Annotated in this window: 14 protein-coding genes and 5 pseudogenes; 5 read left to right on the plus strand and 14 right to left on the minus strand. The window is 68.6% G+C overall.

All coding sequences use genetic code 11. From position 1 onward, the window contains the following. Positions 1 to 118: 118 nt before the first annotated feature. The 6 genes and pseudogenes from OJJOAM_RS20645 to xsc form a co-directional block, all read right to left on the minus strand. On the minus strand, positions 119 to 1,303 hold the full coding sequence (locus OJJOAM_RS20645; RefSeq protein ID WP_422650946.1) for a PLP-dependent aminotransferase family protein: 1,185 nt from the start codon (positions 1,301 to 1,303) through the stop codon (positions 119 to 121). A 136-nt stretch (positions 1,304 to 1,439) separates the two neighbouring features. Continuing rightward, positions 1,440 to 1,643: pseudogene (locus OJJOAM_RS20650) on the minus strand (GntR family transcriptional regulator); the annotation flags it as partial. A gap of 275 nt (positions 1,644 to 1,918) precedes the next feature. Continuing rightward, positions 1,919 to 3,401: pseudogene (locus OJJOAM_RS20655) on the minus strand (FAD-dependent oxidoreductase). Positions 3,402 to 3,429: 28 nt separating this feature from the next. Next, positions 3,430 to 3,852, minus strand: coding sequence for a nuclear transport factor 2 family protein (locus OJJOAM_RS20660; protein ID WP_149316512.1), 423 nt, complete (start codon positions 3,850 to 3,852; stop codon positions 3,430 to 3,432). 228 nt (positions 3,853 to 4,080) lie between these two features. Then, the gene (locus tag OJJOAM_RS20665) at positions 4,081 to 5,481 is read right to left on the minus strand and encodes an amino acid permease (protein ID WP_265635364.1); all 1,401 of its coding nucleotides are present in this window, start codon (positions 5,479 to 5,481) and stop codon (positions 4,081 to 4,083) included. A gap of 203 nt (positions 5,482 to 5,684) precedes the next feature. Continuing rightward, positions 5,685 to 7,453 (minus strand): annotated as a pseudogene (xsc, locus tag OJJOAM_RS20670) (sulfoacetaldehyde acetyltransferase). 339 nt (positions 7,454 to 7,792) lie between these two features. Between xsc and OJJOAM_RS20675 the strand changes: the two are divergent. Together OJJOAM_RS20675 and OJJOAM_RS20680 are read left to right on the plus strand one after the other, a co-directional pair. Continuing rightward, a complete protein-coding gene (locus OJJOAM_RS20675) occupies positions 7,793 to 8,731 on the plus strand; it encodes an AAA family ATPase (RefSeq protein ID WP_149316509.1) in 939 nt (312 codons plus the stop codon). A 128-nt stretch (positions 8,732 to 8,859) separates the two neighbouring features. Beyond that, positions 8,860 to 10,618, plus strand: a pseudogene (locus OJJOAM_RS20680) (cobaltochelatase CobT-related protein). Between the two features lie 82 nt (positions 10,619 to 10,700). On the opposite strand, the gene OJJOAM_RS20685 reads toward OJJOAM_RS20680, so the two are convergent. Both OJJOAM_RS20685 and pta read right to left on the minus strand, forming a co-directional pair. Then, positions 10,701 to 11,474, minus strand: a complete 774-nt coding sequence (locus tag OJJOAM_RS20685; RefSeq protein ID WP_422649654.1) for a TSUP family transporter — start codon at positions 11,472 to 11,474, stop codon at positions 10,701 to 10,703. After that, positions 11,471 to 12,568 carry a phosphate acetyltransferase gene (gene pta / locus OJJOAM_RS20690; RefSeq protein ID WP_422649655.1) on the minus strand — a complete coding sequence of 366 codons (1,098 nt, stop codon included), beginning with the start codon at positions 12,566 to 12,568 and terminating at the stop codon, positions 11,471 to 11,473. The genes OJJOAM_RS20685 and pta overlap by 4 nt, the downstream gene beginning before the upstream one ends. A gap of 482 nt (positions 12,569 to 13,050) precedes the next feature. On the opposite strand from pta, the gene tauA reads away from it, so the two are divergent. The 3 genes and pseudogenes from tauA to OJJOAM_RS20705 all read left to right on the plus strand — a co-directional run bounded on the left by tauA (position 13,051) and on the right by OJJOAM_RS20705 (position 15,836). Further along, positions 13,051 to 14,061 (plus strand): taurine ABC transporter substrate-binding protein, encoded by a 1,011-nt coding sequence (gene tauA / locus OJJOAM_RS20695; protein ID WP_150082493.1) that lies wholly within the window; start codon positions 13,051 to 13,053, stop codon positions 14,059 to 14,061. A gap of 57 nt (positions 14,062 to 14,118) precedes the next feature. Continuing rightward, positions 14,119 to 14,896, plus strand: a pseudogene (locus tag OJJOAM_RS20700) (taurine ABC transporter ATP-binding protein). Between the two features lie 10 nt (positions 14,897 to 14,906). After that, positions 14,907 to 15,836, plus strand: a complete 930-nt coding sequence (locus tag OJJOAM_RS20705; protein WP_422649656.1) for an ABC transporter permease — start codon at positions 14,907 to 14,909, stop codon at positions 15,834 to 15,836. A 203-nt stretch (positions 15,837 to 16,039) separates the two neighbouring features. Here the strand turns inward: OJJOAM_RS20705 and OJJOAM_RS20710 are convergent, their stop codons facing one another. The 6 genes from OJJOAM_RS20710 to OJJOAM_RS20735 form a co-directional block, all read right to left on the minus strand. Further along, a complete protein-coding gene (locus OJJOAM_RS20710) occupies positions 16,040 to 16,825 on the minus strand; it encodes an IclR family transcriptional regulator (RefSeq protein ID WP_149316507.1) in 786 nt (261 codons plus the stop codon). A 225-nt stretch (positions 16,826 to 17,050) separates the two neighbouring features. Beyond that, positions 17,051 to 17,902: an EamA family transporter gene (locus tag OJJOAM_RS20715; protein ID WP_226106118.1), complete on the minus strand. Its 852-nt coding sequence runs from the start codon at positions 17,900 to 17,902 to the stop codon at positions 17,051 to 17,053. A gap of 154 nt (positions 17,903 to 18,056) precedes the next feature. Further along, entirely contained in the window at positions 18,057 to 19,190 is a 1,134-nt protein-coding gene (locus OJJOAM_RS20720; protein ID WP_422649657.1) for a 2-aminoethylphosphonate--pyruvate transaminase, read from the minus strand. 56 nt (positions 19,191 to 19,246) lie between these two features. Next, positions 19,247 to 20,935 (minus strand): putative 2-aminoethylphosphonate ABC transporter permease subunit, encoded by a 1,689-nt coding sequence (locus tag OJJOAM_RS20725; protein ID WP_422650999.1) that lies wholly within the window; start codon positions 20,933 to 20,935, stop codon positions 19,247 to 19,249. A gap of 102 nt (positions 20,936 to 21,037) precedes the next feature. Next, the gene (locus tag OJJOAM_RS20730; protein ID WP_422649658.1) at positions 21,038 to 22,147 is read right to left on the minus strand and encodes a putative 2-aminoethylphosphonate ABC transporter ATP-binding protein; all 1,110 of its coding nucleotides are present in this window, start codon (positions 22,145 to 22,147) and stop codon (positions 21,038 to 21,040) included. A gap of 138 nt (positions 22,148 to 22,285) precedes the next feature. Continuing rightward, positions 22,286 to 23,317, minus strand: coding sequence for a putative 2-aminoethylphosphonate ABC transporter substrate-binding protein (locus tag OJJOAM_RS20735; RefSeq protein ID WP_422649659.1), 1,032 nt, complete (start codon positions 23,315 to 23,317; stop codon positions 22,286 to 22,288). Positions 23,318 to 23,622 lie beyond the last annotated feature (305 nt).

Below are 23,622 nucleotides of genomic sequence, written 5' to 3' on the forward strand. Positions count from 1 at the left end.
AGGTTCGGCGGTGAAGTGATTGGCGGGGAGCCTGCCTGGGGTGGCGAAGATTGGAAAGACGCGGGGAAAACGCGCGGAAACGCGGGACGTTCCGGGAAGCGCCGGACTCCGCCGCGTCTCAGCGCCGCCGCTCGTGCTCGATCAGCTGGGCCAGCAGCCGCACGCCTTCCTCGATCCGTTCCTCGGCAATCCCCGTGTAGCCCAGGCGGAAGTGCGGCGACGGTCCGTCGGCGGCAAAGAACACGTCGCCGGGCTCGATGATCACGCCATGCCGCAGCGCGACATCGCCGAGCTTGCGTGCATCCAGGCCCGGCGGCCCTTCGACCCAGAAGGACGACGCCCCTGGCGAATTCTGTACGCGGCATTGCGGCAGATGCCGCGCCAGCATGTCGCGCAGCACGGCCGCGCGGCGCTGGAAGATCGGCGCCACGCGCCGCAGCAGCGCGTCGTGGTGGCCCAGCGAGATGAACAGGGCGGTGGCGCGCTGGTTGTTGGCCGGCGGGTGCCGCAGCATGTAGCGCCGCAGCGCCCGCGCCTGGCGGATCACCGTGCTGGGCGCGACGATATAGCCGAGCCGGATGCCGGGCACGAAGGACTTCGACAGGCTGCCGACATAGATCACGCGGCCCTCGCGGTCCAGGCTTTTCAGCGCGGGGATCGGCTGCGTCAGCGCGGGATTCTCGGTGTCGTAGTCGTCCTCGATCAGCACCACGTCGTGCCGGTGCGCCTCGGCGAGCAGCGCCTCGCGCCGGTCCAGCGGCATCGTCACCGTGGTCGGGCACTGGTAGCTCGGCGTGACGAAGGCATAGTCGCAGCGCGCCAGCTCGCCCTCGGGACGCAGGCCGGAGTCATCGACCGGCAGCGGTACCACTTCGCGTGCGCGCATGCCGAAGATCGCGCGCGCATCGCTGTAGCCCGGCTCCTCCAGCCCGACCACCGCGTCGCGCATCAGCAGGTCGGCCAGCAGATAGAGCGCATGCTGGGCGCCCAGCGTGACCATGATCTCGTCGGGATTGGCCCAGACCCCGCGGCGCGGCAGCACGTGCCGCTGCAACTGCTCGATCAGCAGCGGATCGTCGCGGTCGATCAGGTCGGAGGCCCAGCCGCGGATCTCCAGCACGGCCAGCGCCATGCGCGAGCATTCGCGCCAGTCCGCGGTCGGAAACAGCGCCGGGTCGAACTGGCCATAGATGAAGGGGTAGGGATAGTTCTGCCAGTCGTTGGGCTTGACGATCGCGCGCAGCCCGCTGATGTCGGGCAGCCGTTCGCTCCAGTCGGGGCCGGGGGGATTCGCTACCGCCATCCGTGCTGGCCGGCGTGCCCGCGGTGCCGGCGTTGTGCGCGGACGGCGGCCGCGCCACGCTCGGCAGTTGTTCGACGACAAAGTAGCCGCGCCGCGGCCGTGTCTCGAGGAAGTGCTCGTCGACCAGTTGCTGGAACGCCAGGATCACGGTATTGCGGGCGATGCCCAGCGTCGCAGCGAGTTCGCGGCTCGACGGCAGCGCGCTGCCTTCGGGCAACTGCCGCGACAGGATCGCGGAAACGATCTGCTGGCGCAGCTGGGCCTGCAGGCTCAGGCCCGAATCGGCGGGCAATTGCAGCAGCCGATTCCAGAAGGTGTTTCCCTTGCCCGCCGTGGCCATGCCGTTCGCGCTCCATCTTGTGTTGGGGTCGGGGGAGCATTATCGGGCAAGGGGCGGGGGAGGGGATATGGGTGGAAAGCCGGTAATCGAAGGCCGTGTGCCGCTGGCGGGTTTGCTCCCCGCTCCCGCCTGCGGGAAACGGGCTGGGGGAGAGGCGCCCGCAAAAACGATATCGCGTGCGCGACCGCCCGGCCCTCTCCCCAACCCTCTCCCACAAGTGGGAGAGGGAGCGTGTTCGCGGTATGCGAGCCGCATGGGTACGGCTCGCTCCTGAACTACAGCACGTCGTCCTTCAGGTGATACCAGTGGTACAGGAACCGCTGCCCCAGCCGCCGGAACGGTGCGAACGCCGGGGACTCGACCCATTCGCGCACATTGGGGAAGGGCAGCGCCGAACGGAAGATCGGCAGCTCCGGCCCCGGGTTCTTGCCCGCGATCATCGCCGCCATGCGGCGGCCCGCCTGGGCCGAGTACATGACGCCGTTGCCGCCGTAGCCCATCGCGTAATAGAGGGTCTGCGCGGGATCGGGCTGGAAGATGCGCGGCATCATGTCGTGGCTGACGTCGACCCAGCCCCACCAGGAGTAATCGATCGGAATGCCCTTGAGCGCGGGGAACTTGCGCACCATGTCGTCGACCAGCTTCTGCTCGTATTGGGGCCGCGGCGCGTCGGTGCCGGTGATCGCGCTGCGGCTGCCGATCTGCAGGCGGCCGTCCGGCATCAGCCGGTAGTAGTGGCGCAGGATGCGGGTGTCGGTGATCACCTGCGTCGTGCGGAAATTGCACGCCGCGATCTCGTCGGGCGTCAGCGGCCGTGTCACGATCGAGTTCGACAGGATCGGGAACAGCCGGTTCTTCAGATGCGGATGCAGGCTCTGCGAGGTGTAGCCACCGGTCGCGACGCCGACCGCGCGCGCCCGCACGATCCCGCCCGGCGTGCGCAGGTAATGCACGCCGTCGCGCGTGGTCCAGTCGAGCACCGGGCTCGACGGATGCACGGTGGCGCCCAGCGCGCGGGCCCGGCGCAGATAGCCGAAGGCCAGCTTGCCGGCATGGATGCCGATGCCTTCAGGCTCGTGCATCGCGCCGGCCGCCTCCCTTGTCGTCGACGTATTCGCGCTTGACGGTATCGGCATCGAGAATGCGGGCGTCGTAATGGAACACCTCGCGCAGCAGCTTGGCTTCCTTCTCCAGCGCGGGCATCGCCTCGGGACGATGCGCGATATACAGGTGGCCGCCCGGCTGCGGATCGCAGTCGATATCGCGGATCAGCGTCTTGAAGGTCTCCATGCCGGCGCACACTTCCTCGTGCAGGCGCAGCGCGGCGTCCAGGCCGTAGCGCTGGATCCATTGCGAGCGCTTGAGCCGGCCCGATGCGCATTGCGCCTGCCCGCCGTTGCGCGTGCTGCAGCCCCAGCTGACGCGGTTGGCCTCGAGCACGGTCGCCTTGATGCCGTGTTCCTGCGCCAGGAAGATCGCGCAGGTCAGCCCGGTGAAGCCCGAGCCGATGATCGCGACATCGACGTCGACGTCGTGCGTGATCGGACCGTCGTCGGGCGGGGGCTCGCCGGCGGTGCCGATCCAGTAGGTCGGCGCGTAGTCGCGGCCCTGGCCGGGCGTCGGCGCAACCAGCGGGTCGTAGGCGGGATCGTAGGGCCGGGACGGACCGGTGGCCCCGTTGTGTCCGGTGTGTCCACCGGCCTGGCCCGGCGCTCCGTTTTCCCGACCGATGGCGGTGATATCGGCAATGGCTTCCATCGCTGCGCTCCTGTTGCGACGCGTTCGATCAGCCGCGGGAACCGGCCGCCAGCGCGGGACGGTCCTTGCGATAGGCGTTCTTGACCGCGATCTTGCCGTCGCGGAAGGTGAACACGTCGACCATGCGCGCCTCGATGCGCGAGCCGTCGGCCTTGGTGCCGCGGAAGGTCGATTCGCTGACGCCGCGGTCGCCGCAGACGAAATGCTCGCCGTCGAGCCAGGCCGCGTCCGGGAAGGTCTGCCAGGCCAGCTGGAAGCCCTCGCGCACCGCCTCGCGGCCGCTGAAGGTACGGCCGAACAGCTCGCCGCCGGCCACCGCGTGGAACACGCAGTCGTCGGTCATGAAGGACATCAGCGCGTCGATGTCGTGGCGGTTCCAGGCATCGCTGAAGGCCTGCAGCGTGGCGGCGGTGACGCCGCCGCTGGCGCCACCGGCCTGCTGTCCGGACAGGTTGCTGTCGGCCGCGGTCGCTTCGGTGCCGGCCTGCTTGCTTGCGTACTCCACTTGAATCTCCTCGATGTTGTTGCGGTCCGCGCGGCAGCGGACCCGGTCCTTTGCACGTTCCCAGCATAGGGAAGCGCCGGGACGCGCTGTAGGGCCAGTTGGATGGAATCGATTGGGCCAGCGGGTGCCGGCCCGGTGGGCTTGTCGTCCCCGGCGGACGCGGTGACGACGGGATCAGCGCCGTACCGCGTGGGCGCGGGGCATGTCGCCCAGATGCTGCTGGTGCGGGTCGATCTCGCTCTCGCGCCGCTCCGCGCCGCGGCGGTACTGCCGGCGCACCAGATAGACCAGCAGCAGGATGCCGAGGCTGACCACGCCGAGCAGCAGCGGCTTGCGCTGGTCCGGAATGAAGGCCATCGCCACCACGATGCCGGTCATGCCCAGGATCGCCACATAGGTCAGATACGGATACATCCACATGCGCACGCGCAGCTTGTGCGGTGCCTCGCGTTCGAGCCGCGCGCGCAGCCGCAGCTGCGATACCGCGATCAGGATGTAGACGAAGATCGCCACCGTGCCGTACGAATTGACCAGGAAGGCGAACACCGTATCGGGCGAGACGTAGGACATCACGACCGCGGCGTAGCCGAACAGCGTCGAGAACAGGATCGCGCGGACCGGCACGCCGTTGCGGTTCAGCTTGGCCAGGCCGGCCGGGGCATCGCCGCGGCGCGTCAGCGCGAAGATCATCCGCGACGAGGCGTACAGGCCAGAGTTCAGCGCCGACAGCACCGCGGTCAGCACCACCGCGTTCATCACCTGTGCCGCGCCGCGGATGCCCATCGCGTCGAGCGCGCTGACGTACGGCGTGGCGATGCCGGGCGAGTTCCACGGCACCAGGCACACCACCAGCAGCACCGAGCCGACGTAGAACACCAGTACCCGCGTGATCACCGAGTGGGTGGCCTTGGCCACGGCCTTCTGCGGCTCCGCGGTTTCGGCCGCCGCGATGGTCACGATCTCCGCGCCGAAGTAGAAGCCCGTCGCCGCGACGGCGCCGGTCAGCACCGGCATGATGCCGTTGGGCGCGAAGCCGCCGTGCGCCGTCAGGTTGGCGACGCTGGGCGCGGTATCCGGCCACATGCCGAGCACGAACAGGCCGGCCAGGAACAGGAACACGACGATCGCGGCCACCTTGATCGAGGCGAACCAGAACTCGAACTCGCCGAAGGACTTGACCGAGAACAGGTTGGTCAGCGTCAGCATCACCAGCAGCACCAGGCTGATGGCCCAGGAGGGCACGTCGGGCAGCCAGTAGCGGATCAGGTCGGCGCCGGCCACAGCCTCGAGCGCGACCACGATGACCCAGAAGTACCAGTACATCCAGCCGGTCAGGAAGCTGGCGAGCGCGCCGGCCTCGGGCTTGCCGTGCCACGCTTCGCGCGCGTATTCGTAGAAGGAGCCGACGGTGGGCAGCGCGCAGGCCATCTCGCCGAGCATCCGCATCACCAGCACCACCAGCATGCCGGTCAGCAGGAAGGACAGGACGGCCGCCGGGCCGGCCGACTTGATGACGACGCCGCTGCCGACGAACAGTCCGGCACCGATCACGCCGCCGAGCGCGATCATCGTCATGTGGCGCTGTTTCAGGCTGTGCTTGAGGCCGCGCGAGCCCTCGGGGTTATCCAGCAATTTTTGTCTCCAGTGCTTCTCATGATGGTGTCGTCACGGCTTCGCTGTCTTTGTTTTGTCTGTCCGGGGCCGCATTGCTGCGGCGGCCCCGAAGGCCGTGATCGCGCGGCGCGGCAGGGCCGCACCGCGCGCCTCGTTTGCTTCCGTTATACGTAATCCTTGTACTTGTCGAGCAGGCGGACCGGCTTGGACAAGGCATCGCGGCGGAACGGATCGCCCAGTTCGCGGGTGCACATGATTTCCACGATGGTGGTCTTGCCGTGGTTCATCTGCAGGTCGATGGCCTTCTTCAGCGCGGGGCCGACGTCTTCCAGCCGGTCGACCACGATGCCTTCGGCGCCCATCGCGCGGGCGATCTCGGCGAAGCTCGGATTGTCCAGCTCGCCGGCGACGAAGCGGCGGTTGTAGAAGTCCACCTGGTTCTTCTTCTCCGCGCCCCACTGGCGATTGTGGAAGACCACCGCGGTGACCGGGATGTTGTGGCGCACGCAGGTCATGGTTTCCATCAGGCTCATGCCCCAGGCGCCGTCACCCGCGTACGAGATCGCCGGACGGTGCGGTGCCGCGACCTTGGCGCCGATGATGGTGGGGAAGGCGTAGCCGCAGTTGCCCCAGCTCATTGCCGCGAAGAAGCTGCGCGGCTTTTCGAAGCGCAGATAGCTGTTGGCCACCGAGTTGATGTTGCCGATGTCGGTCGACACCATCACGTCGGCCGGCATGGCCTTCTCGAGCTCGCGCAGCACCTGGCGCGGATGCAGGTAATAGCCGCCGTTCGGCGTGCGCTCGTTCTTCTGCTCCTCGATCATGTCCAGGCTGAAGGCGTCGCGCTCGTGCGTCCACTCGTCCAGTTCCTTCTCCCAGGCCGCCTTTTCGGTGGCGATCTGGTCGGCGCGCGCGGCGCGGGTCGCGTCGCAGGCCAGCGTGCGACTGGCCAGGCGTTCGGTCAGCGCGACGGCGGCCGCCTTGGCGTCGCCGCAGATGCCCACCGAGATCTTCTTCACCAGGCCCAGCATCTTGTGGTCGGCATCGATCTGGATGATCTTGGCCGTCTTCGGCCAGTAGTCCATGCCGTGCTGCGGCAGCGTGCCGAACGGTCCGAGACGCGAACCGAGCGCCACCACCACGTCGGCGCGCGAGATCAGCTTCATCGCCGCCTTCGAGCCCTGGTAGCCCAGCGGGCCGCACCACAGCGGGTGGCTGGCGGGGGAAGGAGTCGTTGTGCAGGTAGCTGTTGACCACCGGCGCGCCCAGCCGCTCGGCCAGCGCCTTGCATTCCTCGACGCCGTCGGCCATCACCACGCCGCCGCCGGAGATGATCACCGGGAACTTGGCCTGCGCCAGCAGCTCGGCCGCTTCGTTCAGGCTCTGCTCGCCGCCGGGGCCGCGGTCCAGCCGGCGCGGTTGCGGGAATCTCGGCCTTGATCTGGCCGTAGAAATAGTCGCGCGGAATGTTCAGCTGGGTCGGGCCCATCTCGGCCATCGCGCGATCGAAGCAGCGGCCGGTGAATTCGGCCATGCGCGCCGGGTTGGTGACGTGGCCCTGGTACTTGGTGAACTCCTGGAACATCGGCAGCTGGTTGGCTTCCTGGAAGCCGCCCAGGCCAATGCCCATGGTGCCCGCCTCCGGCGTGACGATGACGACCGGGCTGTGCGCCCAGTAGGCCGCGGCAATCGCGGTCACGCAGTTGCTGATGCCCGGACCGTTCTGGCCGATCACGACGCCGTGGCGGCCCGACACGCGGGCATAGCCGTCGGCCATGTGGCCGGCGCCCTGCTCATGCACCACCGGGATCAGGCGGATGCCGGCCGGCGCGAAGATGTCCATCGCATCCATGAAGGCCGAGCCCATGATGCCGAACATGTCGGTGACGCCGTTGGCGGCAAGGGTTTCGACGAAGGCCTCGGAAGGCGTCATGGCCTGCGGGCCGGCGGCGGTGGGGGGTGTGATCGGACATGCTTGCGGTCTCCGGTAGGTTGGGATCGTTGTTGATCGTAAAACGGTACGTTGTGTACCGAAAACTGTTGTTTCGCTGAAATGTAGGACGGACCGCGAGCATCGTCAATAGGAAAATCCATTATTCGGAATGTGTTGTGTCTAAAAATGAGACTGAGCTATGATGGCTCCATGGAACCGCGGGGCCATGGCGCGCGCCTGCGCCGCCGCGGGACATCGGGGAAATCCCTGCAGCCTCATCCAGCCTCATCCAGGAGAACCGAAGTGGCGATCGACCTTGCCAGCGTGGAACCGGACCGCATGGTGTCGGTGCGTGATGTGTTCGGCATCGACAGCGCGATGCGGGTGCCGGCCTTCGGCGTGCGCGACGACCACGTGCCGGAAATCGATCCGGGCTACCGCTTCGAGCCCGAGGTCACGCTGGCGATCCTGTCCGGCTTCGTGCGCAATCGCCGCGTGCTGGTGCAGGGGCTGCACGGCACCGGCAAGTCGACCCATATCGAGCAGGTGGCGGCGCGGCTGAACTGGCCGTGCCTGCGCGTCAACCTCGATGGACATATCGGCCGCATGGACCTGGTCGGGCGCGACACCGTGGTGCTGCGCGATGGCCAGCAGGTCACCGAATTCCAGGAGGGCATCGTGCCGTGGGCGCTGCAGCGGCCGATCGCGCTGGTGTTCGACGAATACGACGCGGGCCGTCCCGACGTGATGTTCGTGATCCAGCGCGTGCTCGAGCGCGATGGCCGCTTCACGCTGCTGGACCAGAACCGCGTGATCCAGCCGCATCCGTTTTTCCGGTTGTTCGCGACCGCCAATACCGTCGGGCTCGGCAACCTCACCGGCATGTATCACGGCACCCATCTGCTGAACCACGCGCAGATCGACCGCTGGAACGTGGTGGCGACGCTCGACTACCTGCCGCGCGAGGCGGAAATCGACATCGTGCTGGCGCGCGTGCCGGAGCTGGCCGACGCGGCCGGACGCGAGCTGGTCGGCGCGATGGTCGCCGTCGCCCAGCTGACGCGCGAAGGGTTTGCCGCGGGCGACGTGTCGACGCTGATGTCGCCGCGCACCGTGATCGCCTGGGCCGAGAACTGCCAGATCTTCCGCGATCCGGCGCTGGCGTTCCGCCTCAGCTTCCTGAACAAGTGCGAGCCGGGCGAGCGCCCGATCGTGGCGGAGTATTTCCAGCGGGGCTTCGGCACCGAGCTGGCGCCCTGCGGCGACGCGGCGGCCTGACGATGTCGGCGCCGGCGATACCGGAGGCCGACCACGCGGCGGCGTCGAAGGTTGCGGCCGCGGCGACGCGGGAGGTTGGGGCCGTGCTGACGCCGGAGGCTGAGACCGCGGCGACGCCGGAGCAAGCATTGCCCGCGGCTACGCAGCGCCGGCGCGAGGCGTTGTGCGCGGCGGCCCTGCGTGCGCTGGCGGGCGACGCCGCGCTGCATTACCGCGCGGGCAGGCCCTGGCGCGGCCAACGGCCGCTGCCCTTGCACGCACCGCACCTTCTGACCGATGCCGGCCGCGATACCTTTGCCGACCTGCGCGGCAGCGTGGACGCCGTCGCGCTGCGCCTGCGGCATGGCGATGCGGCCCTGCACCGCGCGCTGCGTCCCGCCGACCCCGTCGCGCGGCTGCTGTTCGAACTGTTCGAGCAGCTGCGCTGCGAAGCCCATCTGCCCGCCGGCATGCCCGGCGTGGCCGCCAACCTGCACCGGCGCTTCGCGCAATGGTCGCTGGCCTTCCATCGCTCCGGGCTGACCGAAGGGCGTTTCGGCATCCTGATCTACACGGTCGCGCAGGTGGTCTGGTCGCGCCTGTCGGGCCGGCCGGTGGTCGAGGAGACCGAGGACCTGATCGAGGCCACGCGCGCCGCCATCGTGCCGGCCCTGGGCGCGGCACTGGCCGGCATGCGGCGCACGCGCGCCGACCAGCGCGCCTTTGCCGAACATGCGCTCGCCGCGGCCGAGATGGTGGCGGCGATGCTGCGCGACGATGCGCGGCGAGCCGGCCTGGCTGACGACGAGGGCCGCGAATCGCCCGAGTCGGTGCGCGACGGCTTCTCGCTGCTGCTCGATTTCGAGGACGAGGCGCCGTTGCAGGAGGCAGGCGGCGCCGGCCCGGGCGGCGCGCGTGTCGACGCCCACGGTGCACTCGCACCGGGCTACGCGGCCTTCACCACGCGCTATGATCGCGAGCTGCGCGCCGCCACGCTGGCGCGCCAGGCTTCGCTGCAGGCATGGCGCGAACGCCTGGACCGGCGCATTGTCGAGGGCGGCATCAATCCGGTCCGCATCGCGCGCACGCTGTCGTCCGCCTTCGCGATACCGGCGGCCGACGGCTGGTCGTCCGGCGAGGAGGAGGGGCCGGCTCGACCGCAGCCGGCTCGCGCAGCTGGCCTGCGCCGGCGGCCAGCCGCGCATCTTCCGCCAGCCGCGGCTGCAGCCGCGCACCGACGCGGTACTGAGTTTCCTGATCGATTGCTCGGGCTCGATGAAGGCGCATATCGACCAGATCGCGTTGCTGGTCGACGTGATGACCCGTGCGGCCGATGCCGCGGGCCTGGCCACCGAAGTGCTCGGTTTCACCACGGGCGCCTGGAACGGCGGCCGCGTGGCGCGCGACTGGCAGGCCGCGGGCCGCCCGCCATCGCCTGGCCGCCTGAACGAGGTCTGCCATCTGGTGTTCAAGGATGCCGACACCAGCTGGCGCCGCGCACGGACCGGTATCGCCGCGCTGTTCAAGGCCGACCTGTTCCGCGAAGGGATCGACGGCGAGGCGGTGGACTGGGCCTGCGGCCGCCTGCTGTCCCGCCCGCAGTCGCGCCGCCTGCTGGTGGTGGTATCCGACGGCAGCCCGATGGACCGCGCCACCGCGCAGGCCAACGGCGAGCGGCTGCTGGACGACCATCTGAAGGACGTGGTGGCGCGCCACGAGGCGCAGGGGCGCATCGAAGTGATGGGACTCGGCGTCGATCTGGACCTGAGCCCCTACTACCGGCGCCACTTCCCGCTGGATACCACGCGGCCGCTGGACACGGCGGCGATCGACGCGATCGCGCGCTGGGTGGGGGAGCGGGGACGGGGGAGGGCTGGGGTAGCCGGCGCGCGATGGCGTCACGCATAACGTAGCCGAGCGGCTACGTTATGGGCATTTCGGCCGCGAAACGGCAATAAAAGATACGAGCGGCTACGTTATGCCCTGCGCCTTATTCCGAAGGCGCCGCGAACCACTGCCACAGCGGCCCCGCCATCAGATACGCGCCCAGTACCACCAGCACCCCGAACGCCACCCGCCGCGTCGCCTCGGCCGACAGCGGCGGCGGGAAGCGCCGTGCCGCGATCGTGCTCAGCGCGACCACCGGGAAGGCCAGCGCGGCCTGCAGCCAGACGTCGCCGGCCAGTTCGCCTTGCCAGGCGCTGTAGGCGGTGCGCACGGCCGAGGTGGTGGTGAAGACGAGGATCAGCGCGCAGCGGATCTGCACCATGTTCAGCGGCTGGCGATAGAACTGGAAGATCAGCGGTGGCCCGGAGACGCCGAACAGCCCGCTGAGCAGGCCGCCACAGACGCCGCTGACGAAGAAGCTGCCGTCGCCGGAGCGGCTGGACAACGCGGCGGGACGCAGGGCCGCGCCGATGCCGCCGTACAGCACCACGGCGCCGAGCATCAGCTGCAGCACGCCGGCGGCGGTGCCGCTCAGGTAGTGCAGCAGCACGACGCCGGCCACCACGGACGGCAGGATGCCGAGCGTGGCGGCCCGCACCGCGCGCCAGTCGATATGGTGCAGCTTGCCGGGCAGCGCGAGCGCGCCGTTGGCGAGCGTCAGCAGGCTGACCAGCGCGGCCAGCGTGGCGACCGGCGCCAGATGCAGGCCGCTGGCCGCGCCCATCACGATCAGACCCATGCCGAACCCGGTCACGGTCTGGAAATAGCTGCCGAGGCCGAGCAGGGCCAGTACCGGCAGCAAGGTGTCGAGATTCATCGGGACTGCGCGGCTCCCGATGGTGTGGTGTCGGCTGGCAGGCCTTCGAGCAGGCCCGGCAGCGCCATCTGGGCGTTGGCGTCGCCCGCTGCCAGGTCGGCGGCCTGCGCCTGCACCACGGTGACCGCGATCACGTGAAAGATGTCGTCCGCGCTGCAGCCGCGCGACAGATCGTTGGCCGGGCGCCGCAGCCCTTGCAGCATCGGCCCGATCGCCACCGCGCCGCCCAGGCGTTCGGCGAGCTTGTAGCCGATATTGCCGGCCTCCAGGCTCGGGAACACCAGCACGTTGGCATGTCCGTGGACCTGCGACGCGGGCAGCTTGCGCTCCGCGATCTCGGCAACGATGGCCGCGTCGAGCTGCACGTCGCCATCGATGGCCAGGTCCGGCCGCAGCGCGCGCACGCGTTGCGTCGCCGCGGCGACCTTGTCGACGGCGGCGTGGTGCGCGCTGCCATTGGTCGAGAACGACAGCATCGCCACGCGCGGCGTCTCCATCAGCAGGCTCTGCGCGCTGTCGGCGGCGGCCATCGCGATCTCGGACAGCGCCTCGGCGTCCGGGTCGATCACCAGGCCGCAGTCGGAGAAGATCAGTCCGCCCTTGAGCGAGTGGAAGGGCTCGCAGAACATCATCAGGAAGAAGCTCGACACCAGCCGGAAGGACGGCGCGATGCCGATGATCTGGATCGCGTGGCGCACCACGTCGGCGGTGGTATGGACCGCGCCCGCGACCGAGCCGTCGGCGTCGCCGGCGCGCACCATCAGATTGGCGAAGCACAGCGGCGCCAGCACGTCGCGCTGCGCCTGCTCGGGCGTCATGCCCTTGGCTTGGCGCAGGGCCAGCCATTGCTGCGCGTAGCGATCCCGCAGGGCGGCGCTGGCGGGATCGACCACCTCCATGCCGTCCAGCGCGATGCCGTGGCGCTGCGCCGCATCGGCGATGCGGGCGGCATCGCCGACCAGCACGATGCGGGCGATGCCTTCCTGCGTGGCGCGCCGGGCGCCCTGCAGCACGCGCGGGTCCTCCGCCTCGCACAGCACGATGCGCCGGGGGGACGAGCGCGCGCGCTCGATGATGCGGTGGATCGCTTTCATGGCCGGATTGAAAAATGGGATGAAATGTACCGGAAACGGTGGTTTGACCGAAGGATAGGGCGGCGAGCCCCCCTCGGTCAATAGAAATCTCGGAAAACGGTACGATGGGTGCACTAAAACGAGACAAAAACGCGCCGCCCTGGTGCGAAGGCGCCGCGGAACCGGGCTCGGGGAGGGGCGATCCGCCCGGTTCGGCGGCCGGCCGGCGCTTGGACCCACGATTGCCGCCCAGTGGCACTATGGCCCGCGCCACCCGCTGCCTACGATAGCGCTACCCAACGTGCAAGGCGTTGGCCGCCGATTGCCACCACGATGTGGCGACGGCCGATTCAAGGACGCGACAGCCGTCCACTGCAAGGAGACATTGGCATGCGACCTGCTTTCTGTCTTCCCCCTCCTCGAGTAGGCACCTTGCCGGTGCCTGGATCTCCGTGCCGCTCCCTGCCGCGGCACGCAACCTGTTTTTCTTGAGGAATACGACGATGCGTTGGATCGAGCGTTGGATCAAGCAGTTGGCAACGGGCGCGGTGCTGGCCGCCGCCGTGCAGACGGGCGCGCTGGCACAGCCCAGGGAAGTGGTGATCGCCTACCAGGACATGGTGGTGCCATGGCGCCATGTGCAGGACGCCAAGGAGATCGAGAAGCAGACCGGCTACAAGGTATCGTTCCGCCAGTTCTCCGGCGGCGGCGACGTGATCCGCGCGATGGCGTCGGGACAGATCGCGATCGCGGAGGCCGGCACCTCGCCGATTGCCTCGGCCCTGTCGCAGGGGCTGGACGTCGAGCTGTTCTGGATTCTCGACGACATCAACGCCGCCGAGGCGATGGTCGCGCGCAACGGCACGCGCATCGAGAACGTCGCCGATCTGAAGGGCAAGCGCATCGGCGTGCCGTTCGTCTCGACCACGCACTATCACACGCTGGTCGCGCTGGAGCAGGCCAAGGTCGATCCGAAGCAGGTCCGCATCATGAACATGCGGCCGCCGGAAGTCGCCGCCGCCTGGCAGCGCGGCGACATCGACGCGACCTTCATCTGGGACCCGGTGCTCGCGCGCATCAAGCCGACCGGCAAGGTGCTGCTGACCTCGGGGCAGATCGCGCAGTCCACCGGCAAGGCGACCTTCGACGGCATGATCGTCAGCAAGAAGTTCGCGCGCGAGAACCCGGACTTCATGGTCAAGTTCGTCAGGATGCTGGCGGCCGCGGACGACAACTACCGCAAGAACAAGGCGGCGTGGACCGCGGATTCGCCGATGGTCAAGACGGTGGCCAGGATCTCGGGCGCCAAGCCCGAGGACGTGCCGGGCAGCATGTCGCTGTACGCCTTTCCGACGCTGGAGGAACAGGCCTCGGCGCGCTGGCTCGGCGGCGGCGCGGCCAAGGCCCTGCAGTCGGCGGCGCAGTTCCTGAAGGAGCAGGGCACGATCCAGACCGTGCTGCCGGACTACTCCGCCGGCGTCAACGCCGAGTGGGTCAAGCGGGCGATGCGTTGAGCCGCCGCCTATCCCCCCTCAGCCAGCCCTTCGCCAACGACCCAACAGGGAACCGAGATGGCCAAACTCGAAATCGACAACCTCAGCGTCAACTATGGCGGCGCGGGCGGTACGCAGACGCTCGCGCTGTCGCAGGTCAACCTGACCATGGCGCGCGGCGACTTCGTCGTCGCGCTGGGCGCCTCCGGCTGCGGCAAGACCACGCTGCTGTCCTGCATCGCCGGCTTCATGCAGCCGTCCGAAGGGGGAGATTCGCCTCGACGGCCACGCCGTCAACGGCCCCGGCGCGGAGCGAGGCGTAGTGTTCCAGAAGCATGCCCTGATGCCGTGGCTCAATGTCGCCGACAACGTCGCGCTGGGTTTGCGCATGCGTGGCGTCGGCCGCGCGGAGCGGCTGCGGATCGCGCGCGACAAGCTGGCGCTGGTCGGGCTGGAGCACGTCGCCGACAAGCCGGTCTATCAGCTGTCGGGCGGCATGCAGCAGCGCGTCGGCATTGCGCGTGCGCTGGCCAACGATCCGGCGGTGATGCTGATGGACGAACCGCTCGGCGCGCTCGATGCGCTGACGCGCGAGTCGATCCAGGCGCTGATCCTGAAGCTGTGGGCACGCGAGCAGAAGATCGTTTTCTTCATCACGCACAGCGTCGAGGAGGCGCTGTTCCTGGCCACGCGGCTGATCGTGATGACGCCGTCGCCGGGCCGCATCGCCCACACCTACGAACTGCCGTACGCGCGCCGCTATATCGAATGCGGCGATGCGCGCGCCGTCAAATCTGATCCGGATTTCATTCGCCACCGCGAGGAAATCGTCGACCTGATCCATGCCACGCCATAAGGATAAGCCGATGCCTGCCACCGTTCAGAGTCTGTCGGGCGCGCCGCGCGCGCCGGGCGCCATCGTTGCCGACGAGATGTCTTCCACCACGAACGCCGCCGCCGTTGGGTCGGTGGGGCCGGCCGCGCCGGCACGCAAGGTCCGCCCGGTCTCCGGCTACCGGATGCCGGGCGAGGGGTCCAGCTCGCGCATTTCCGCCGTCACCGTGGTGTCGCTGCTGGTGCTGTGGTGGGTCGCCAGCCATTTCGGCTGGCTGCCGCCGCTGTTCCTGCCGACGCCGGAGTCGATCGGCAAGGCCTTTGTCGATGCGTGGAACGGCAATGTGCAGGGCGGCCTGCCGCTGCTCGACCACTTCTGGGCCAGCATGGTGCGCGTGTTCGGCGCCTTTGCGCTGGCTGCGATCACGGCGGTGCCGGTCGGCGTGCTGATGGGCGTGTCGCGCATCGCGCGCGGCGTCTTCGATCCGCCGATCGAGTTCTACCGGCCGCTGCCGCCGCTCGCCTATCTGCCGCTGATCGTGATCTGGTTCGGCATCGACGAGACCTCGAAGGTGCTGCTGATCTTCCTGGCCTGCTTCGCGCCGATGGCGATGTCGGCGCGCGCCGGCGTGCGTTCGGTGACGATCGAGCAGATCAACGCGGCCTATTCGATGGGCGCCACGCCGTGGCAGGTGATTCGCCATGTGGTGCTGCCCGCCGCGCTGCCCGACATCCTGACCGGCATGCGCATCGCGATCGGCTTCGGCTGGACCACGCTGGTCGCCGCCGAGATGGTGGCCGCCACCGCGGGCCTGGGCCAGATGGTGCTCAACGCCTCGAACTTCCTGCGTACCGACGTGGTGGTGATGGGCATCGTGCTGATCGGCCTGATCGCCTATGGCTTCGATCTGCTGATGCGCGGCGTGGAGAAGTGGCTGGTGCCGTGGAAGGGAAGGGCTTGATGCCTCATGCTCTCGCGCGGGTTGCTCCCCTCTCCCGCAAGCGGGAGAGGGCTGGGGGGAGAGGGAAAACGCCGCTCGATGCAGCGCCATCGTTCGACGCCGCGTGGTTGCCCTCTCCCTGCCCTGTCTCGCAAGCGGGCGAGGGAATGCAAAAGGGATGTCGAGACGTCGCGCGAGATGGCAGCCCCGCGCGCTCGCCTTCCTCAGAACGTCGATGCCAGATCCCTTGCCGCCTGCTGCAGCCGCGGCACGAATTCCAGCGAACGCGACAGCGGCGAGCGCACCGTCGGCGCATGGACCGCGAGGGCGGCCACCACCTGGCCGCGCTCGTCGCGCACCGGCACCGCGACGCAGCTGATGCCGGCGACGAACTCCTCGTTGTCGACGCCGATCTGCTTGTGGGCGCAGCGGTCCAGCTCCGCCTCGAGCAGTTCGACATCGGTGATGGTGTTCTGCGTGAAGCGTTCCAGCGGCAATTGCTTCACCAGCGCGCGGCGCTGCTCGCGCGGCAGCAATCCGAGCAGCAGCTTGCCGCTGGCCGAGCAGTGCAGCGGCACGTGGGAGCCGGGCTTCAAGTCCAGCCGCAGCGGCCACGGGGCCTCCATGCGGTCCAGATACAGCACCGCGCTTTCGTGCAGCATGGTCAGGTTGACGGTCTCGCCGATGTCCTCGACCAGCCGCGACAGGATCGCGTGGCGCAACTGACGGGTGCCGGAGTGCGTGACGATGGCCACGCCCAGCCGAGCCAGCCGCGGTCCGACCGCGTAGGCGTTGCGCGCGCCCGGTTCACGGATCACCAGCCCGCCCGCTTCGAGCGCGCCCAGCATCCGGTGCAGCGAGGCCTTGGGCGCCTCGAAGCCCTGCATGATCTCCGCCAGCGTCAGCGGCCGGTCGGCGGCGACCAGGAATTCGAGCAGCGCGAAGGCGCGCAGCGTGGGCGTGTCGCCACGGTCGTTGGCGGCTTCGCTGGGCGAGGGCGGGGGCGGCACCGGGGCGGGCCGCTCGGCGGCCTTGGCCGCGGCGGCCGAGTTGGCCTTGGCGGCCCCGCGCGCGCGCGGAGCGGATGCCGCGGCGGTGGTGGCGGTTTTCAAAGCGATTCCTCCGTTCCGGAAAACGAGACAAAGCGATTGTACTTCCGGATGGGGTGAGCCGCCATGAGACCGCGGTATGGCGCGGCAGGACGCCGCTCCTCGGACCCTGCCTCTGCTGGGACCTTATCGTGCCAGCTGCAACGTCACGATCCCCGCCAGCACCAGCGCCGTCGCCATCAACCGCCGCCGGTCGAATGGCTCGCGCAGCAGGAAGTAGCCCAGCAGCGCGGCGAAGATCACGCTCGATTCGCGCAGCGCGGCGAGCTTGGCCACCGGTGCCAGCGTCATCGCCCACAGCATCAGCGCGTACGAGCCGACCCGGTTGATGCCGCCGATCCACGCGCGCTTCCACTCGGTGCGCAGCAGCGTCAGCAGCGTGCGGCCCCGGCGGACCGCCGCATAGCTCGGCATGAACAGGTGCGACAGCGTCTGCAGCCAGACGATGTACGAAAACACCTCGCCGTGGCGCTTGACCGCGGTGCCGTCGATCACCGTGCCGCCCGCGAGGCACGCCCCGGCCAGCAGCGCGAATCCCATCAGCTGCGGCGACTGCGTGCGCCAGCGCACCAGGCTGACCAGTCCGCAGCAGATCAGCGCGATGCCGGCGTAGCCGCCCGGGCCCAGCCGCTCGCTGCCCATCGCCAGCAGCAGCAACGCGACCATCATCGGCGCGCAACCGCGCATCAGCGGATAGGCCTGGCTGAAGTCGCCACGGTTGTAGGCCGCGACCAGGGACAGCTTGTAGACGACCTCCAGGCAGACCGTCGCCAGCAGGAAGGGCCAGACCGCCGGCGCGGGCAGCGGTACCACCAGCAGGAAGGGCAGCGCCGCCAGCAGGCAGAAGGTGTCGATCAGCGCCATCGACGACAGGCGGTCGCCGCCGATCTTGACGATCGCATTCCATGAGGCGTGCATCACGGCGGACAGCATCACGGCGACGAACGCCATCCAGTGGAAGTCGGCGGGAAGGGTCATGCTGGCCCTGTCGGGGAATTGGCACGGCCGGCCCGGCAGCTCGCATCGTGCGCGCGGGCTGCCGGGGCCGGCCGGAAAGTCGATCGGTGCAATGCGTGGCGAGCGGAGCGGCGGGATCGGTGGGTTCGGTGGGATCCGTGGCGAGCGCCGGGGCTCAGGCCGCCTTGGCCAGCTGCGCCGCCATGTCGATGCCCATCTCCCGCAGCGTCAGCCCGATCGCCGACACCACGTTGCGCATCTCGTTGTCGTCGATCGCGCCGATGCAGCCGACGCGGAAAGTCTCGACCTGCGTCAGCTTGCCGGGATAGAGGATATAGCCGCGCTCGCGCACTTTCGCATAGAAGGTCTTGAAGTCATAGCGCGGATCGTCCGGCGCGTGGAAGGTGACGATGATCGGTGCCTGCACCTCCGGACGCAGGAAGGGGCGAAAGCCCAGCTCGCGCATGCCGTCGATCAGCGCGGCGCAGTTGCGGCGATAGCGCTCGCCGCGCACCGCCTGTCCACCCTCGCCCAGATACTGGTCCAGCGCCGCGCGGAAGGCCGCGACCACGTGCGTGGGCGGCGTGAAGCGCCACTGCGTGGTCTTCTGCATATAGACGTACTGGTCGTACAGATCCAGCGCCAGCGAATGGCTGTTGCCCTGGCTGGCCTCGAGCACGTTCTTCCTGACAAGCACGAAGCCCATGCCGGGCACGCCCTCGATGCATTTGCCGGTGGCCGCCACCAGCGCGTCGAACGGCATCGTGCGCGCATCGATCTCGATCGCGCCGAACGAGCTCATCGCATCGACGATCAGCCCCTTGCCGAGGCGCGCGCATAGCTGCGCGATCTCCGGCAGGGGATTGAGCACGCCGGCGCCGGTCTCGCAATGGACCTGGGCCACATGGGTGATCGACGGGTCCGCGGCGAGCGCGGCCTCGATCGCCGCGGCGCTGGCGGGCTGGTCTTCGGGAATCGGCAGTTCGACGCAGGCGCGGCCGATCGCCTTGCAGATCTTCAGGATGCGCTGGCAATAGGCGCCGTTCTGCGGCACCAGCACCTTGCCGTCGCGCGGGACCACATTGGCGATCGCCGCCTCGACGGAGAACGTGCCGCTGCCCTGCATCGGCACGCAGACGTGCGTGCCTTCGCCGTGCACGATGCGCACGAGATCCTCGCACAGGCTGCCGGTGATGGCGTTGAAGGCGGCGTCCCACGAGCCCCAGTCGCGCAGCATGGCTTGCTTGGTCGCGAGCGAGGTGGTCAGGGGGCCGGGCGTCAGCAGAATGGGGTCGTTGCCGCGAATCATGGTCGAATCTCCTGGCAGGGGGTGGCGGAGCGGGAATCGTGTGGTGGTTGTTCGGTTCAGTCGCGTTCGTCGGCGCCGCGCCAGGCCTGGGTGCGGCGCTCGAGCCAGCGCTGCAGGCCGTAGTAGGCGAGGCAGGCGGTGGCGCAGGTCAGCACGACCAGCGTGGCCATCGCGGCGGCCGGGCCGATATCGCCGGACTCGTCCAGATTGACGATCTCGACCGAGGCGAGCTTGGTATCGGTGCCGTACAGGAACACCACCGCGGACACGGTGGTCATCGCATTGATGAACAGGTAGCGCGAAATCTCGACGATCGCGGGCAGGCAGGCCGGCACCGTTACGCGCAGGAAGGTCGTGTAGAACGGCACCTTCAGCGAGGCCGACACCGCCTCGAACTCGCCGTCGAGCTGCTTGAGGGCCGTGACCGCCGTCAGATGGCAGGACGCGTAGTAGTGGACGATGGTGACCAGCACCAGGATGCCCAGCGTCTGGTACAGGACGTTGAGCGGATTGGCGGCCGGCACGAAGAAGAAGATATAGCCCAGTCCCAGCACCAGCCCCGGCACGCCCATCGGCAGCACCGCCATCAGCCGCACGAAGCCGCGCAGCCACTGCAGGCCACGCGTCTTCTCCAGCAGATAGGCCGTGGTGAAGATGAAGACCGGACCGATCAGCGCGCAGGCCAGCGCCAGCTTCAGGCTGTTGAAGTACGAAGCGACGACGCCGCCTTCCACCAGGCCGACCCGGTAGTGGTTCAGCGACAGCGAGAAGTTGTAGGGCCACAGCTTGACGAACGACGCGTAGATCGCCATGCCCATCACGGCGACCATCAGCGCGGCGACCAGCCAGCAGAACGCCGCCATCGCCAGGTCGAAGCGGCGGCTGCGGCGCGGCACGTAGGGCACCGAGCGGGCCGACATCTGCGCCATCTGGCGGCGCTGCACGCGCGCGTCAATGCAGTACGTGACCAACACCGGCACCAGCAGCATCAGCGCGACCACCGCGCCCTGCGAGAAGTCCTGCATGCCGATCACCAGCTTGTAGATGTCGGTGGCCAGCATGTGGAAGTTGCCGCCGATCACCTTCGGAATGCCGAAGTCCGAGATCGCATAGGTGAACACCACCATCGCGGCGCTGACCAGGCCATAGCGTGCGGCGGGCACGGTGATCGTGAAGAACTTGCGCACGGTGGACGTGCCCAGCGCGTCGGCCGCCTCGTACAGCCGTGCATCGGTCAGCGACAGCGCCGTGATCAGGATCATCAGCGCGTGCGGGAAGGTCGCGAACACCAGCGCGCCGACCACGCCGAGCGGCCCGTAGATCTGCAGCTCGCCCATATAGGGCTTGAGCAGCCCCTGGTTGCCGAACCAGTAGATGAAGGAGATCGCCGCCAGCAGCGATGGCGCCAGCAGCGGAATCAGCGCGAGATTGCGCAGCAGGCCCTTGGCGCCGATGCGGCTGCGCGTCAGCGCATAGGCAAAGGTGAAGGCGATCGGCACCGTGATGGCGGTGGCCAGCGTCGATACCCAGACGCTGTTCCAGACCGAATGCCACAGCGCGGGCGTGGCCAGATACGTGCGGAAATGCGCGATGCCGGCCAGCGTGCCGTCGCGGTTCTGCACGCTCTTGGCGAGGATCATCACGATCGGCGCCAGCACGAAGCACAGCAGCGCCAGCGCGGCAGCCCACAGCAGCGCCTGCGCAATGCGGTCGGTCCAGTGGGTACGGACCGCGCCGAGGGCGATGCCGGGCGCGGCGGAAGGGGGATAGCGGCGGCACGGGCGCGGCCGACGGAACGGGCGGAAGGGACGGAACGGGCGGCACGGTGGCCTTGGACAGGAGCAGGCTCATGGCTGACGGAACACTCGCAGGCGGTCGGCGGGAATGGCCAGGCGCAGCGGATCGCCCGCGCTGGGACGCAGTTCGTGCATGTCGTTGAGCGACAGGTCGGCATAGAGCGGCGCCGACGCGCCGGCACCGTCCGCCAGCTTCAGCGTCAGCCGCGAAAAGGCACCGAGGAACTCGATCTTGTCGACGGTGGCGTCGAGCACGTTTTCGCCCTGCTGATCGCAGCCGCGCACGCAGACGTCCTCGGGCCGGAAGAAGACCTGCACGGTGTCGTCGGCGCAGCAGCCCGGCGGCGCGATGCATTGCAGGCGGCGTTCGCCCAGCCGCAGATGGCCGTCGCTGTCCACGGTCGCCGGCAGCATATTGGTCTTGCCGACGAAATCGGCGGCGAACGGCGTGGCCGGGCGCTGGTAGATCTGCGCCGGCGTGCCGATCTGCTCGATCGCGCCCTGGTTCATCACGACGATGCGGTCCGCCATCGACAGCGCTTCCTCCTGGTCGTGCGTGACCAGGATGGTGGTGATGTTCAGCCGCTGCTGCAGCGCCCGGATCTCGCTGCGCAGCCTCACCCGCACGCGGGCATCCAGCGCGGACAGCGGCTCGTCGAGCAGCAGCAGGCCCGGCGAGGTGGCCAGCGCCCGTGCGATCGCCACGCGCTGCTGCTGCCCGCCCGACAACTGGCTCGGGTATTGCGCACCGCGCTCGGGCAGGCCGACCAGCGTCAGCAGTTCGGCCACGCGCGCGCGCCGCTGCTCGCGCGGCATGCGGCGATTGACCAGCCCGTAGGCGACGTTGTCCGCGACCGTCAGGTTGGGGAACAGCGCATACGACTGGAACACGATGCCGTAGTCGCGCTCCATCGGCGGCAGCGTCGAGATGTCGCGGCCCGCCTGCAGGATGGTGCCGGCGGTCTGCGATTCGAGACCGGCGATGATCCGCAGCAGCGTGGTCTTGCCGCAGCCGGACGGGCCGAGGAAGCACAGCAGCTCGCCCTCGCGCACGTCGAGGTCGATATGGCGCAGCGCGGTGAAGCCGTCGGCGCCGCCGAACCGCTTCTGGATGCCTTTCAGGCTCAGATAACTGTCGTGCCTGGTGGGGGACGTGGTCATGGGTGTGGGCTCCATCGAGTCGGACGGGGGCGGCGCGTCTGGTGGATGCGTCTGTTCAGTGCGGCGGGCGGATGCAGCGGTCGGGTTCGGCGGGCGGCGAGTGGCCGGCAAGCGCGATGCCCTGCTGCCTGCCGCTGCTTACTGCTTTTCCGCCTTGGCGCTGTAGCGCTTCTGCCATTCGGCCAGCACGCGCTCGCGGTTCTTCGCGATATGGCTGAAGTCGTTCTTGACCAGCATCTTTTCGTAGTCGGCCGGAATCGTGTCGATCTTGCGGGCCACGCCGGGGTAGGCCACGATGGCCCAGTCGCGCGCGAACAGCTCGTTGGCTTCCTTGCTGGCGAGCCAGTCCAGATAGCGCTGCGCGGCCTCCTGCTTCCGTGTGCCCTTGACGATGGCGGCGGCCTCGATGTCGTAGCCCAGTCCTTCGCGCGGGAAGATGATGTCGATCGGCGCGCCCGCTGCCTTGGTCTTGTGCGCGCGCAGCTCGAACGAGATGCCGATCGGGAATTCGCCGGCGCCGGCCTGCTTGCACGGCTTCGAGCCGGAATGCGTGTACTGGGCGATGTTCTCGTGCAGCGCGTCCATGTACTTCCAGCCTTCCTGCTCGCCGAACAGCTGCAGCCACGCGGTCACGTCGAGAAAGCCGGTGCCCGACGAGGCCGGGTTGAGCATCACGATCATGCCCTTGTAGATCGGCTTCGTCAGATCGCGCCACGTCTCGGGCTTGGGCAGATTGCGCTTCTTTGCTTCGATGGTGTTGAAGCACACCGTCGCGCCCCAGACGTCCAGGCCGAGCCACGAGGGCGGCGTCGCCTTGTCGCTGTAGTCGCGCGTCAGGCGTTCGAAGCCCTTGGGCGTATAGGGCTGCAGCATGCCTTCCTGCTTGAGCAGCTCCAGGCTCGAGGCGGCCAGGCCGGCGATCACGTCGGCCTGCGGATTGGCCTTCTCGGCCAGCGCCTTGGCGGTGATCACGCCGGTCGAGTCGCGGACGTACTTCAGCTCGATATCGGGCGCGACCTTGGCGAACCCCTCCGCGTAGGGCTTCAGCGTCTCGGTTTCCCAGGCGGTGTAGACGGTCAGCGTGGTCTTCTGCGCGAATGCGGCACCGGCCAGAAGAAGGGCGGCGCTGGCGGCGAGGGCTTGCTTGGCGAGTGTCATGGCGGTTCTCATTGTGGGGCTCCTTGCGGCATTGTATGTGCTGAGTTGTGTCAATTTGGTGAATTAGTTGCAGTGCGTGGCCAGACCCGTGCACCACCGTGAATCACCTTAAACCCTTGTGCAGCAACGCTTGCGAGACATATGCCCAAACGAATCCGCCCAGTCTCCCCGATTTCGCGCTCGTCGGCGTCTTGGTTTGTTGACAATATACAAACCGCTTGCTTTAATCGCAACCAGGAAATGCACGCACGCCAGCCGGGCCCAAAAGACGGTGGAAATGAATGCGCGGCGCGTGCACCGCCATCCCGTGTCAGGAG

Source organism: Cupriavidus sp. H18C1 (genome assembly GCF_049311595.1).
GTDB lineage: Bacteria > Pseudomonadota > Gammaproteobacteria > Burkholderiales > Burkholderiaceae > Cupriavidus > Cupriavidus cauae.